The 13,030-nt window shown below is 77.2% G+C and carries 7 protein-coding genes and 1 pseudogene; 4 read left to right on the top strand and 4 right to left on the bottom strand.

Annotated features, from left to right (window positions below):
• Positions 1-176 precede the first annotated feature (176 nt).
• A pseudogene (locus M3185_RS02435) lies at positions 177-1,001 on the bottom strand (3'-5' exonuclease); the annotation flags it as partial.
• Between the two features lie 91 nt (positions 1,002-1,092).
• Between M3185_RS02435 and M3185_RS02430 the strand changes: the two are divergent.
• Together M3185_RS02430 and M3185_RS02425 are read left to right on the top strand one after the other, a co-directional pair.
• The gene (locus tag M3185_RS02430; RefSeq protein WP_251332068.1) at positions 1,093-4,494 is read left to right on the top strand and encodes an ATP-dependent helicase; all 3,402 of its coding nucleotides are present in this window, start codon (positions 1,093-1,095) and stop codon (positions 4,492-4,494) included.
• Positions 4,491-8,027, top strand: coding sequence for an ATP-dependent helicase (locus tag M3185_RS02425; protein WP_308222169.1), 3,537 nt, complete (start codon positions 4,491-4,493; stop codon positions 8,025-8,027). Before M3185_RS02430 ends, M3185_RS02425 begins: the two co-directional genes overlap by 4 nt.
• A 282-nt stretch (positions 8,028-8,309) precedes the next feature.
• Here M3185_RS02425 and M3185_RS02420 read toward each other — a convergent pair whose 3' ends face one another.
• Both M3185_RS02420 and M3185_RS02415 read right to left on the bottom strand, forming a co-directional pair.
• Positions 8,310-8,459 carry a hypothetical protein gene (locus tag M3185_RS02420; protein WP_251332067.1) on the bottom strand — a complete coding sequence of 50 codons (150 nt, stop codon included), beginning with the start codon at positions 8,457-8,459 and terminating at the stop codon, positions 8,310-8,312.
• Positions 8,460-8,530: 71 nt separating this feature from the next.
• A complete protein-coding gene (locus M3185_RS02415; RefSeq protein WP_251332066.1) occupies positions 8,531-9,598 on the bottom strand; it encodes a phosphotransferase in 1,068 nt (355 codons plus the stop codon).
• A gap of 102 nt (positions 9,599-9,700) precedes the next feature.
• Here M3185_RS02415 and nudC point away from each other — a divergent pair, with 102 nt between their 5' ends.
• Both nudC and M3185_RS02405 read left to right on the top strand, forming a co-directional pair.
• Positions 9,701-10,786: an NAD(+) diphosphatase gene (gene nudC / locus M3185_RS02410; RefSeq protein WP_308222168.1), complete on the top strand. Its 1,086-nt coding sequence runs from the start codon at positions 9,701-9,703 to the stop codon at positions 10,784-10,786.
• A complete protein-coding gene (locus tag M3185_RS02405) occupies positions 10,783-12,612 on the top strand; it encodes an ATP-dependent helicase (RefSeq protein WP_374238453.1) in 1,830 nt (609 codons plus the stop codon). Before nudC ends, M3185_RS02405 begins: the two co-directional genes overlap by 4 nt.
• Here M3185_RS02405 and M3185_RS02400 read toward each other — a convergent pair.
• Positions 12,603-13,010: a hypothetical protein gene (locus tag M3185_RS02400; RefSeq protein WP_251332064.1), complete on the bottom strand. Its 408-nt coding sequence runs from the start codon at positions 13,008-13,010 to the stop codon at positions 12,603-12,605. The two genes, M3185_RS02405 and M3185_RS02400, sit on opposite strands and share 10 nt — an antisense overlap.
• Positions 13,011-13,030: the final 20 nt, after the last annotated feature.

The following is a 13,030-nucleotide window of genomic DNA, read 5'->3' as shown; positions in this document are numbered from 1 at the left end:
TCCGGCGCCACGCCGCGCGGGGAGCCCGAGCGCGCCGAGCTGCTCGTCGACCGCGCCGCCGCCATCGCCGAGCTGCGCATGGTCTCGACCGGCACCGAGGCCGCCAGGACCGCCCTCCGCCTCGCCCGCGGCGTCCCCGGCCGGGCCCAGATCGTGAAGTTCGCCGGCTGCTCCCACGGCCAGGTGCCGTCGACCACCGCGTCCGGGCGGGTGCGGCGGAAGTACTCCTGCAGGTCCGCCGCCTGCTCCGCGGCCCAGCCCACCTGGTCGGCGTGCAGCTCCGCGGCCGGGCGCACCAGCGCGGGGAAGCGCTGCGCCATGAGCACCGCGAGCCGCTCGGTGGCCACGGAGTCCGCCGCCGAGGTGTGGGCCGCCGTGAGCTCGACCCCGTACTCCTCGCACAGCGCCCCGAGCGTGCGCTTGCCGCGCCGGTACCGGTGCACCTGCTTGTTGAGCACGAACGGGTCGAGCACCGGGAAGGGGACCGGGACCGCCACGCCGTGCCGGTGCCCCTCCCGCGCGAGGACCGTGAAGTCGTAGGAGGCGTTGAACACCAGCACCGGGGTCCCGGCCGCGAACAGCTCGCCGAGCACGGCGGCGACCTCGGCGACGACCTCCCGCGCCGGGCGGCCCTCGGCACGGGCCCGCTCCGTGCTCACCCCGTGCACGGCCGCCGCCTCCTCGGGGATCTCCACCCCCGGGTCCGCCAGCCACTCCCACGCGTCGGTCACCCGTCCCGTGGCGTCGGTGCGCACGACCGAGGCCGTGACGATGCGCGCGGTGCGGGGGTCGCGCCCGGTGGTCTCCAGGTCGAAGGCCGCCCGCGGCTGCTCCGTCCACGCCGGGGACGAGGGGCCGCGCCCCTCGTCGAGGTCGAAGAGCGCGCCCTGGGCCCCCTCGGGAGCGGCGGGCGCCGCCGCGCGGCGGTCCACCCGCGGCGGGGCGGGCTCCGGCAGGGGCAGCTGCTCGGGGGTGCTGGAAGGGCGTGAGGTCGAGGCCATGGCCCCACCGTACCGGCCGCCTCCGACCCGCCACCGGCCCGGGCCCGGCGCCCGGTGCTACCGCGTCCGACCGCCGTGATGAGATGGGACCATGCGGCAGACCGAGCACCCCACTCCTCCCACCGCACCCACCGGCACGGGCACCGGGCCGGTGCGGTGGAGCCTCGTCCCGCCGCGCGGCGCCGGCGAGGAGCGCACCCGGTGGCGGCCCACCCCGGAGCAGGAGGAGGTCGTCGCGCTGCGCGCCGGGTGCGGTCCCCGGCTGGTCGTCGGCGGGCCCGGCACGGGCCGGACCCGCGTGCTCGTCGAGCTCGCGGCGCGCCGGATCCGGGAGGGCCTCGACCCCGACCGTCTGCTCGTGCTGACGCCCTCCCGGCTCTCCGCCGCCCGGCTGCGCGACGACCTCACCGCCACGGTCTCCGCCACCATGAGCTCCCCGCCCGTGCGCGCGTGGCAGTCCTACGCCTTCGACCTCCTGCGCCGGGCCCAGAACGAGGGCCTCCTGGCCGGGGTGGCGCAGAGCCCCAAGCTGCTCTCCGGACCGGAGCAGGACGTGCTCATCGGCGAGCTGATGGCGGGCCATGCCGTGGGGGAGGGCGCCGCCGTCGCGTGGCCCCCCGACCTGCGGGAGGCGCTGGGCACGCGCGGCTTCCGCCAGGAGGTGCGGGAGGTGTTCGACCGCATGTCCGAGTACGACCTCGCCCCCGACGACCTGCGGGCGCTCGCCCGCCGGCTGGGGCGTCCGGACTGGGCCGCCGCCGCTGCCGTGCGCGCCGAGTACCAGGCCGTGCGCCGGCTGCGGATGCCGGAGGCCTACGACCCCGCCGCCCTGGTCTCCGAGGCGGCGCGGCTGCTCGAGGACCGCCCCGAGTTCCTTCGCGCCGAGCAGGAGCGCCTGGACCTCGTCCTCGTCGACGACCTGCAGGAGGCGACCCCCTCCATCCACCGGCTGCTCGGCGTGCTGTGCCGGGGCCGGGACACGGTGGTGACGGCGTGCCCGGACACCGTGGTCCAGGGCTTCCGCGGAGCGCGCCCGGACCTGCTGCGCAGCCTCGACGACCGGCTGGCCGACCCCGGCCGCCCGCTGCAGCGGCACCTGCTGACCACGAGCCGGCGCATGCCGGCCGCCGTGGGGGAGGTCTGGCAGCGCGTGGCCGAGCGGATCCCCGCCGTCGTGCGCACCCCCCGCCGGCTCGGGACGCCCGCCGCGGAGCACGGGGCCCCCGCCGCGGAGCACGGGGGCCCCGGGACGCCGGCCGCGGCGCCGCCGGCCGGCGAGGTGGTCACGGCGGTGCTCTCCTCCCCGCTGCACGAGGCGCGGTGGATCGCCCACCAGGTCCTGGAGCGCCACCTCGTGGCCGGCGTGCCGCTCGCGGACATGGCCGTGGTCGTGCGCAACGGCCGCTACCTCGAGGGCCTCGAGCGGCAGCTCTCCGCGCTCGGCGTGCCGGTGAGCACGTCCGCCGCCGAGACCCCCGTGCGGGACGAGCCCGCCGTGCGGCCGCTGCTCGCGGCGCTGCGCGTGGTGACCGAGGCCGAGGCCGCGCGGGCCCGGGGCGCCACGGAGCACACGGAGCGCTTCGGTGCCCTGACGGTGCAGGCGGCCGTGGAGCTGCTGACCTCCCGGATCGGCAACGCCTCGCCGATGGACCTCCGCCGGCTGCGCCAGCGGCTGCGGGCGGAGGAGCTCGCCGGGGGCGGCGGGCGCACCAGCGACGACCTGCTCGTCGAGGCGCTCGTGGCGCCGGGGGCCCTCGACGCCGCGGGCGTGCGCTCGGGGGCCGCCCGCCGGGTCGCCCGGATGATCTCCGCCGGGACCCGCGCCCTGCGGGAGGAGGGGGCCACGGCGGAGACCGTGCTGTGGGCGCTGTGGGAGGCCGCCGCCGTCGCCGACGCGTGGCGCCGCCGCGCCCTCGAGGGCGGCCCGGCCGGGGAGCGGGCCGACCGCGACCTCGACGCCGTGGTCGCGCTCTTCGAGTCCGCCGAGCGCTACGTCGACCACCTCCCCGGGGCGAGCCCCGCCCAGTTCCTCGACTACATCGAGAGCCAGGACCTGCCGATGGACACCCTGGCCGCCCGGGCCCCGACCGACGAGACCGTCGAGATCATGACCCCCGCGACCGCCGCCGGGCGGCAGTGGCCGGTCGTGTTCGTCGCCGGCGTCCAGGAGGGCCTGTGGCCGAACACCCGCCTGCGCGGGCGCCTGCTGGGCGCGGACCTGCTCACCGACGCCCTGGACCTCGGGACCGAGCAGGCCGCCCGGGTGACGCCGCTGACGCGGATGCGGGAGGTCCGCCACGACGAGCTGCGCTCCTTCTCGGCCGCCGTCTCCCGCAGCTGCGGCACGCTCGTGGTCACGGCGGCGTCCAACGAGGACGAGCAGCCCTCCGAGTTCCTCGACCTCGTCGACCCGCCCGGCACGGGCCCCGAGGGCGCCCGCGCCCCGGTCGACGCGCCGCGGCCCATGACCCTGCGCGCGCTCGTGGCCGAGCTGCGGCAGTGGGTCCAGCTGCACGAGGAGGACCCGGTGCGCTCGGAGGCGGCCGCCCGGCTGCTGCACCGCATCGCCCGCTCCCCGCGCCCGGTGCCCGGCGCCCACCCCGACACCTGGTGGGGCACGGCCCCGCTGACCAGCACCGAACCGGTCTTCGACGACGGCGTCCCCGTGCCCGTCTCCCCGTCCCGGATCGAGACGATCCACCGCTCCCCGCTGGACTGGTTCGTGGCCGCCTCCCGCGGCGAGGCCGCGACCGACCTCAGCCGCAGCCTCGGCTCGCTCGTGCACGCCGTCGCCGAGGACCTCCCCGAGGCCGCCGGCACCGAGCTGGTCGCGGAGCTGGAGCGCCGCTGGCCCACCCTCGGGCTGCCCGAGACCTGGGAGTCCGCGGTGCAGCTGGAGCGGGCGCGGCAGATGCTGCGCAAGTTCGCCCAGTACGTCCTGGACGCCCGCCGGGAGCACGGCCGGCGGCTCGCCTCGGTCGAGGGCTCCTTCAGCGTCCTCGTCCAGGGGCGGGCCCGGGACGCCCTGCTGCGCGGGCGGGTGGACCGGCTCGAGGTCGACGAGCAGGGCCGCTACGTGGTCGTCGACCTCAAGACCGGCCGCACCAAGCCCGTCTCGGCGAAGATCCCCGAGCACCCCCAGCTGGCCGCCTACCAGGTCGCCCTGAGCGCCGGCGCCGGGGCGGCGATGGCCGCGGGCGAGGACGGGCCCGAGCTCGTGCTGCCGGAGGGCACCGTCACGGAGCTGTCCGGCGGTGCCCTGCTGGTCCAGCTGGGCACCGACGACAAGACCCCGCGCGTCCAGCAGCAGGACCCCCTGGAGCCCGGCGCCGCCTGGGCCCGGGAGCTGATCACCCGCGCGGCCGAGCTCGTCGCGGGGGAGCGCTTCACGGCCCGCCACGACCAGTCCGAGGGCGCGTTCAACGGCCACGGCTGCAAGCTGCCGCAGATCTGCCCCCTGTGCGCAGAGGGACGGCAGGTGAGCGAACCGTGAGCCCCGAACCCGACCGGGAGGAGACCGGAACCCGCATGACCGACGCCCCGACCACCACGGGTGCGCCCCGCGCCCCTGAGGCCGTGCACCCCTACGGCGGGGTGGACCCGCGCTACAACCCCGAAGAGCTCGCGGAGCTGCTCGACGGCGACGGCCGCCGGCCCACGCCCCAGCAGTCCGCCGTGATCAGCGCGCCGCTGACCCCGCGGCTCGTCGTCGCCGGGGCGGGGTCCGGCAAGACCGCGACCATGGTCGACCGCGTCGTGTGGCTCGTGGCCAACGGGGTCGTCGCCCCCGACCAGGTGCTCGGCGTGACGTTCACCCGCAAGGCCGCGGGCGAGCTGGGGGAGCGGATGCGCCACCGGCTGGCCACGCTGCGCGCCGCCGGCGTCGAGGTGCCCGCCGCGGAGGGCGAGGACGACGTCCCGCAGGCGCCCCAGGACCCCACCGTCAGCACCTACCACTCCTACGCCAACGCGCTCGTGCGGGATTACGGGCTGCGGATCGGCATCGAGCCGGACACGACCCTGCTGGGCCCGGCCCAGGCGTGGCAGCTCGCCGCACAGACCGTCGAGGACTGGACGGGCGAGCTGCTGGAGGCCATGCCCGCCAAGTCGACCATGGTCCGGGCCGTGCTGGGCCTCGCGTCCGCGTGCGCCGAGCACCTCGTGGCCCCGGAGGCCGTGGAGCGCTTCGCCGAGCAGCTGCTGGGCGAGCTGGCCACGACGCCGCCCGGCCGCCGGAAGCGGAGCCTGGGCCCCACGCTGAAGAAGGTCGAGCACACCCAGCGGGCCTCGTGGGTGCTCGCCGAGCTCGTCGCGGAGTTCACCCGCCGCAAGCGGGAGGCCCAGGCCATGGACTTCGGCGACCTCCTCTCCGCCGCCGCCCGGCTGGCGGCGGAGGACCCCACCGCCCGGGACACCGAGCGTCAGCGCCACCGCGTGGTGCTGCTCGACGAGTTCCAGGACACCTCCCACGCGCAGCTGCGGCTGTTCTCCGCCCTGTTCGGCCACGGGCACTCCGTGATGGCGGTGGGCGACCCGCAGCAGTCGATCTACGGCTTCCGCGGGGCCTCCGCCGGGCAGCTGTTCGGCTTCTACGACTCCTTCCCGGTGGCCCCGGGCGAGGACGGGCGCCCGAGCTTCCTGACCACGGCGTGGCGCAACGACGCCCGGATCCTCGACGTCGCCAACACCCTCGCCGCCCCGCTGCGGAGCCTGCCCCCGTGGGCGCGGGGCGCGTCCCCGCTGACGGTGCCCGAGCTGGACCCCCGGCCCGGCGCCGGACCCGGCGAGGTCCGGCTGAGCCGCTACGCCACCGACGTCGAGGAGGCCGTGGCCATCGCCGAGCAGGTGCGGGCCCGGCGCGCCGAGCACCGGGGGGACCCGGCGGAGATGCCGACCATGGCGGTGCTGTGCCGCAAGCGCTCCCAGATCGAGCCCGTCCGCCGGGAGCTCGCCGCCCGCGGCCTGCCCTACGAGGTCGTGGGCCTCGGCGGGCTGCTCGCCACCCCGGAGGTCGGTGACGTCGTGGCGACCCTGCGGGTGCTCGACGACCCCGGCCGCTCCGACGCCCTGGTCCGGCTGCTGGGGGGCGCCCGCTGGCGGATCGGGACCCGCGACCTCATGGCCCTGTCCGACTGGGCCGCCCACCTGGAGCGCCGGCGCACCGAGGCGGCGGAGGCGGGCCGGCCCGAGGACCTCGAGTCCCCGGTGACGGAGGAGGAGGCGCAGGAGGACGCGCTCGTCGAGCCCGACCTCTCCGACCACGCCTCCCTGATCGAGGCGCTGGAGACCCTGCCGCGGCCCGGCTGGGTCTCCGCCCACGGCCGCTCCCTCTCCGACGCCGCGCGCGCGCGGATGCTGCGGCTGCGCGACGAGCTCGACCACCTGCGCCCGTTCCTCGCCGACGACCTGCCGAGCCTGCTGCACGAGGTCGAGACGGTCATGGGCCTCGACGTCGAGGTCGCCGCCCACCCCCACCGCTCGTCGCACCAGGCGCGGCGCAACCTGGACGCGTTCCACGAGGCGGCCCTGACGTTCACGGCGTCCTCCGCCACGGGCGACGTCTCCGCGTTCCTCGCCTGGCTCGACGTCACGCTCGCCGAGGAGAACGGGCTCGAGCCCGGCCCCGACCGTCCCCGCCAGGACGCGGTGCAGCTCGTCACCGTGCACTCCTCCAAGGGTCTCGAGTGGGACCACGTCTACGTCCCGGGCCTGAACACGAAGAACTTCCCCACCGACAACCCGTCCCGCTGGACCGTCGAGACCGGCGCCCTCCCCTGGCCGCTGCGCGGGGACGCCCGGTTCCTGCCCCAGTGGTCCGTGGACACGACCGACCTCAAGGCGCTGGAGGACTCCCACACCGACTACCTCGAGCTCGCCGCCCAGCACGCGGAGGACGAGGAGCGCCGTCTCGCCTACGTGGCGGTCACCCGCGCCCGGTCGGTGCTCGAGCTCTCGTGCACCGTCTTCCGCGGCACGGCCCGGACCGGGCAGGAGCCCTCCGTGTTCGTCGCGGAGCTGGCCCCGCTCACGCAGGGCCCGGCCCCGTCCGTGCGGCGGGGGCCGTGGGCGGAGGTCCCGCCGGGCACGCAGAACCCGGCGGCGGCCACCGTGCTCAGCGCGCCGTGGCCCTACGACCCGCTCGAGGGCCCGGAGATCACCGAGACGGTGACCGCCGAGGACGGGACGAGCTCCGTGCGCGTGAGCCCGCCCCCGCACCGGGGCCGCCGCGACGCGCTGGAGGGGGCGGCCCGCGCGGTGCTGGCGCGCGGCTTCCCGGACACCGCGGGCCTCGACGTCGAGGACCTCCTCGGCGCCGCGGAGCGCGACGGCCTCGCCCCCGACCCGCGCCGCTGGTCGGAGGAGGCCCGGATCCTGCTCGCCCGGCACGAGGACGCCCGCAGCGAGCGGACGGTGCCTATGCCGTCCCACGTCTCGGCGTCCACGCTCGTGGCGCTCTCCCGGGACCCGCACGACGTGGTCTCGGGCCTGCGCCGGCCCATGCCGCGCCGGCCGGGCACCGCGGCCCGCCGCGGCACCACGTTCCACGCCTGGGTGGAGCAGTTCTACGGCAGCTCCGCGATCTTCGACGTGGGGGAGCTGCCCGGCAGCGCGGACGAGTACGTCGACGAGGCCTACGACCTTCCCGGGCTGTCCGCGACGTTCCGCGCGAGCCCGTGGGCGGACCGGCAGCCGTACGCCGTGGAGTTCCCCCTGGAGACCCCGATCGGCGGGATCACGGTGCGGGGGCGCGTCGACGCCGTGTTCCGCAACGGCGACGGCACGTGGGAGCTGGTCGACTGGAAGACGGGCCGGGCCCCGGCCGGGCGGGAGCTCCAGGAACGCTCGGCGCAGCTGGCCGTCTACCGGCTCGCGTGGTCGCGGCTGCGCGGGGCGCCCCTGGAGGACGTCACCGCGGCCTTCTACTACGTGGCGGAGGACCGGGTGGTCCGCCCGCACGACCTCGCGGGGACCGAGGAGCTCGAGGCCGTCGTCCGGGAGGCCTACCGCGTGGTGCTGCGGGCCTAGGAGTGCTGGCCGGGGACGCCGGTGGAGTGGGTGTGATCGGCCCCTGCACCTGCCGGACGGGCTCGGCTGCAGGGTCCCGCCGTCCTCGAGCCCGCCGGTCCCGTCCCCGCGCCCAGCCCGCGCCTCCTGAAGTCCGTCCTCGCCACGGGGGGAGGAGGATGAGGGGGGCGGCGGACTGGGCCGCCCGGTGGGGTCGTGCGTCGTCGTCCGAGCCCGGGCCGCACCAGCGGCCCGGCGGCGACCAGCGTGCCCGTGCGCCCGGCCGGGAGGATCCGCTTCTCCTCACGGCCGGTGGCGACCACCGTCCCGAGCCGTCAGCACGATGCCGGCCAGCATCACCAGCGCCCCGATGACCACGACCCACCCGATCCCGTCGCCCTGCACGAGCAGGATCGCGCCGTAGACCAGGAACACGGCCGCCCAGACGGCCATCAACCACCGTGTCCGCCTCGGCGTCCACCCCGACACGTCGCCTCCTGTCGCCGCTCTGAGCCGATCCGGCCCTAGCCGGTCGGGGCGTCCGGACCGGGGCCGGCCCCCGGTGCCTGCCCGGGTCCCGGGGCCGGCTCCGCCGCTGCCGGGTCCCGCCGGGCGACGTCCCGCTCGAGCGCGGCGAGCATCCGCTGCGCGTCGGCGACCGTGGCGTCGTCCCCGCGGTCCACCCCCCGCACGAGCCAGCGGGCGACGGCGAGCTCGGCGTCCAGGCGGGCGCGCTCCAGCAGGTGCGGATCGGGCTCGTCGTCGGGCGCACGGAAGGAACGGCCCCGGCAGGCGGCGGTGTAGGCCTCCAGCACCGCGCCGGCGAAGCGCGTGTCCCGCGCCCCGATCAGCCACGCGAAGTCCTCGGCGGGATCGCCCACGTGCAGGTCGGTCCAGCCCGTCACCCCGCGGATCCGGCCGCGGGCGATGACGAGGTCGTCCTCCTGGAGGTCCCCGTGGACGACGCGGGGACGGAAGTCCCAGGCGGTGCCGTCCTCCAGGGTGCGCTCCCACCGGCGCAGCAGCGCCGCGGGCACGTGCCCGGTCGCGGCGGCCCGGGCGATCTCCGTGCGGCGGCGCTGCCGGCACTGCTCGGCCGTGTAGCCGGGCAGGTCCGCGTCCAGCACCAGGGCGGGGGGCAGGGCGTGCACGGCCGCCAGGACGCGCCCCAGCTGCACGGCCAGCGTGGGCGGGGGGTCGGCGCTGGGCACGTGCCGCTGGTCCTGCGGGTCCGGGTGGGCGGCCATCCGGGCGAGCGCGTCGATGCCCAGCGGGGCCCCCTCGATGTGGGAGTGGACGAAGGCGTGCAGCTGGCCGTGCTCCACGCAGCCGACGGCGGTGGGGACGAGGAAGGGCAGCCGGGAGCGGATGGCAGGGGTGAAGGAGCGCAGCACCAGGTGCTCCGTCTCCAGGCGCACGCTCGCCTCCGGGCTCAGCGGGGACCGCACCCGCCAGCGCCGGCCGGTGGCGTCGAGGACCACTGCCGAGCGGAAGTCCTCGTCGTCGTCGGGGGACGGGCCCACGGCCACGGGCGCGAGCCCGGGCACGCCGGCGGCGGCGACGGCGGCGAGGTGCTCCAGGGACGTGCTCACGGCCTCCACCCTACAAGAGGGCACGTGGGAGGCCGTCCGGGCCGTCCCCCGGCGCGGGAGGCCCCCCGCTGCGGGTCGGCCCGGGTCGCTACAGTGGGAGGCGTGTCCGCCTCCACCGTTCCCGTCCCCGAGCCCCCTCCCGGCTCCCACCCCGTGCCCGCGCCCGAACGCCTCGCACTGTCCCGCCTGCCGTTCGCCGCGACGGCCTTCGACCGGGACGCCGTCGAGCGCGAGTTCCAGGACGTTCGGCTGCTGGCCGCGCAGGACCCCGCCACGCTCGTGCTCGTGCTCGCGGGCGGACTGGCCCCCGTCGTCGACGACGCCCTCGTGCTCGTGCCCGCCGCCGGCCTGCCGTCCGCGCCCGACGACCCCGGCCGGCCCGAGGTCTACCTCGGCCGGCTCCCCGACGCCGACGGCGCCCGGGGTCCCCGGGTGCTGCTGCGCCCCGTCCCGGCACCCGGGGGCACGGACGCCGCCGGGGTCCCGGAGCCCCCGGACGCAGCCTCCGCGGAACCGGTGCTGCGGGCCGTGGCCGAGCACGCCGGCGACCGGGTGCGCTGGGCGGGCCTGCGGGACCTCGGCCCGCTGCTGCCGCCCGGGGACACCGCCCTGCTGGTCACCGCCCAGTCCGTGGAGCTGTGGCACCGCGACCACCCCCGGTGCCCGCGCTGCGGGGAGCTCACCGAGGTGATCCGCTCCGGCTGGGCGCGGCAGTGCCCCCGCGACGAGTCACTGCACTTCCCGCGCACGGATCCTGCGATCATCGTCGCCGTCACCGACGGCGACCCGGACCCGGCCCGCGAGCGGCTGCTGCTCGGCCGCTCGGCCCTGTGGCAGGGCAACCGGTTCTCCACCCTGGCCGGGTTCGTCGAGCCGGGGGAGTCCCTCGAGCAGGCCGTCGTCCGGGAGGTCGCCGAGGAGGCGGGCGTGCTCGTGGGCGACGTCCACTACCTGGGCTCGCAGCCCTGGCCGTTCCCCCGCTCCCTCATGCTCGGCTGCCGGGCCGTCGTGCGCGAGGGCTCGGCGGTGCCCGACGGGCAGGAGATCCTCGAGCTGCGCTGGTTCACCCGGGCGCAGCTCCTGGAGGCCGCCCGCACCGGTGCCGTGACACTGCCGGGGCGGGTCTCCATCGCCCGCGCGCTCATCGAGCACTGGCTCGGCGAGGACCTCCCGGAGACCGCCTGGTGAGCGCCACCGGGCCCGTGGGGACCGTGGGGACCACCCTGGAGGAGCGCATCCTCGAGGGCCTGGACCCCGAGCAGCGCGAGGTCGCCACGACCCTGCGCGGACCCGTGTGCGTGCTCGCCGGCGCGGGCACGGGCAAGACCCGGGCCATCACCCACCGGATCGCCTACGGCATCGCCACGGGCGTGTACACGCCCCAGAAGGTGCTGGCCCTGACGTTCACCGCGCGCGCCGCCAACGAGATGCGCAACCGGCTGCGCGGGCTCGGCGCCGCCGGGGTGCAGACCCGCACCTTCCACGCCGCCGCCCTGCGCCAGCTCCAGTACTTCTGGCCGCAGGCCGTGGGCGGTCCCCTGCCCGGGCTCGTGGAGCACAAGGCCCGGCTGATCACCGAGGCGGCGCAGAACATGCGCCTGTCCACCGACCGCGCCGCCGTGCGCGACCTCGCGGCGGAGATCGAGTGGGCCAAGGTCTCGATGCTCACCCCGGACACCTACCCCTCCCGGGCCGCCCGGCGGGACATGCCCCTGGGCTACGACGTGCGCACGGTGCAGCGGCTCTACCAGTCCTACGAGGAGCTCAAGACGGACCGGCACCTCATCGACTTCGAGGACGTGCTGCTGCTCACCGTCGCCGTGCTCGAGGAGGACGAGCGGATCGCCGCGACCGTGCGCGAGCAGTACCGCCACTTCGTCGTCGACGAGTACCAGGACGTCTCCCCGCTCCAGCAGCGCCTGCTGGACCAGTGGCTCGGCGGCCGCGACGACGTGTGCGTCGTGGGCGACGCCTCCCAGACGATCTACTCGTTCACGGGAGCGACGTCCCGCCACCTGCTGGAGTTCCCCCGCCGGCACGAGAACGCGCGGGTGATCAAGCTCGTGCGCGACTACCGCTCCACCCCGCAGGTGGTGGAGACCGCCAACCGCCTGCTCGCCGCCCGCCGCCCGGGCCGGGACTCGACGCCGGGCTCGTGGGCGGCCCCGCTGCGGCTCGTGGCCCAGCGCCCGGACGGGCCGGCCCCGTCGTGGAACGAATACGCCGACGACGAGGCCGAGGCCGCCGGGACCGCCGCGCGCATCCGCGACCTCGTCGACGACGGCGTGCCCGCCGCGCAGATCGCCGTCCTGTTCCGCACCAACGGGCAGTCCCAGGCGTTCGAGGCGGCCCTCGCGGAGGCCGGCATCGGCTTCCAGCTGCGGGGGACGGAGCGGTTCTTCAACCGCCCGGAGGTCAAGCAGGCAGTGGTCCAGCTGCGCACGGCGGCGCGGGCCGCCGACGCCTCCGACGAGCCCACCCGGCTGGTGCGCGACATCCTGTCCTCCCTGGGCTACGCGGACCGGGCCCCGCGCTCCACGGGCGCGGTGCGGGAGCGCTGGGAGTCGCTGGCCTCCCTCGTCTCGCTCGCCGACCGGATGGCGGAGGAGGCGGCGGCCCGCGAGGAGGAGTTCGGGCTGCCCGCCTTCGTGGCGGAGCTCGAGCGGCGCGTGGCGCAGCAGGACGCCCCGGTCATGAACGGGGTGACCCTCGCGTCGCTGCACTCGGCGAAGGGCCTCGAGTGGGACGCCGTGTTCCTGGCCGGGCTCAGCGAGGGGCTGATGCCGATCAGCTTCGCCGAGACCTCGGACGAGATCGACGAGGAGCGCCGGCTGCTCTACGTGGGCATCACGCGCGCCCGCGAGCACCTCGTGCTGTCGTGGACCCTGTCCCGCACCCCGGGCGGGCGGCCCACGCGCAAGCCCTCGCGCTTCCTCGCGGCCCTGCGCGACGCCGAGCCGGCCCCGGCCCCGCGGCGCACGCGGGCCGACGGCCGCGGCCGCGCTCACTCCTGAGCGAGGCCGCACAGGCACCGGCCGCGGTCGGCCTCCAGCCACTCGGCGACGGCCGGGAACGGCGGGCGCAGCACCGCGACCTGCCCCGGGCCGGCGCCCTCGGCCGGGCGGTCCGGCCCGGGCTCCCCGGGCCGCGGGACCCACAGGCCGCCGAGGCCGAGCGCGAGGACGTCCACGGCCAACCGCGCCGCCACGGCGGACCAGAACGCCGGCCGGGCCCACGCCCCCAGGACCTCGGTGCGGTCCTGGGCGTGGCCGTGGCCCGGGGCGTCGGCATGGTGGTGGCGGTCCGTCAGGCGCCCGAGGGTCGCGCGGACGCAGTCGGGGCACGGCCGGCGGGACCAGGGCACGGCGGGCCACTGCACGACGGCGCCGGGGAGCCGGTGCGCAGTGAGCACGGGATGGTCGGGGTCCGGTC

The sequence above is a fragment of the Kocuria rosea genome, assembly GCF_023715525.1.
Taxonomy (GTDB): domain Bacteria; phylum Actinomycetota; class Actinomycetes; order Actinomycetales; family Micrococcaceae; genus Kocuria; species Kocuria rosea_A.
The sequence above is the reverse complement of the archived record's forward strand: the minus strand, read 5'-3'. Positions and strand labels throughout refer to the sequence as shown.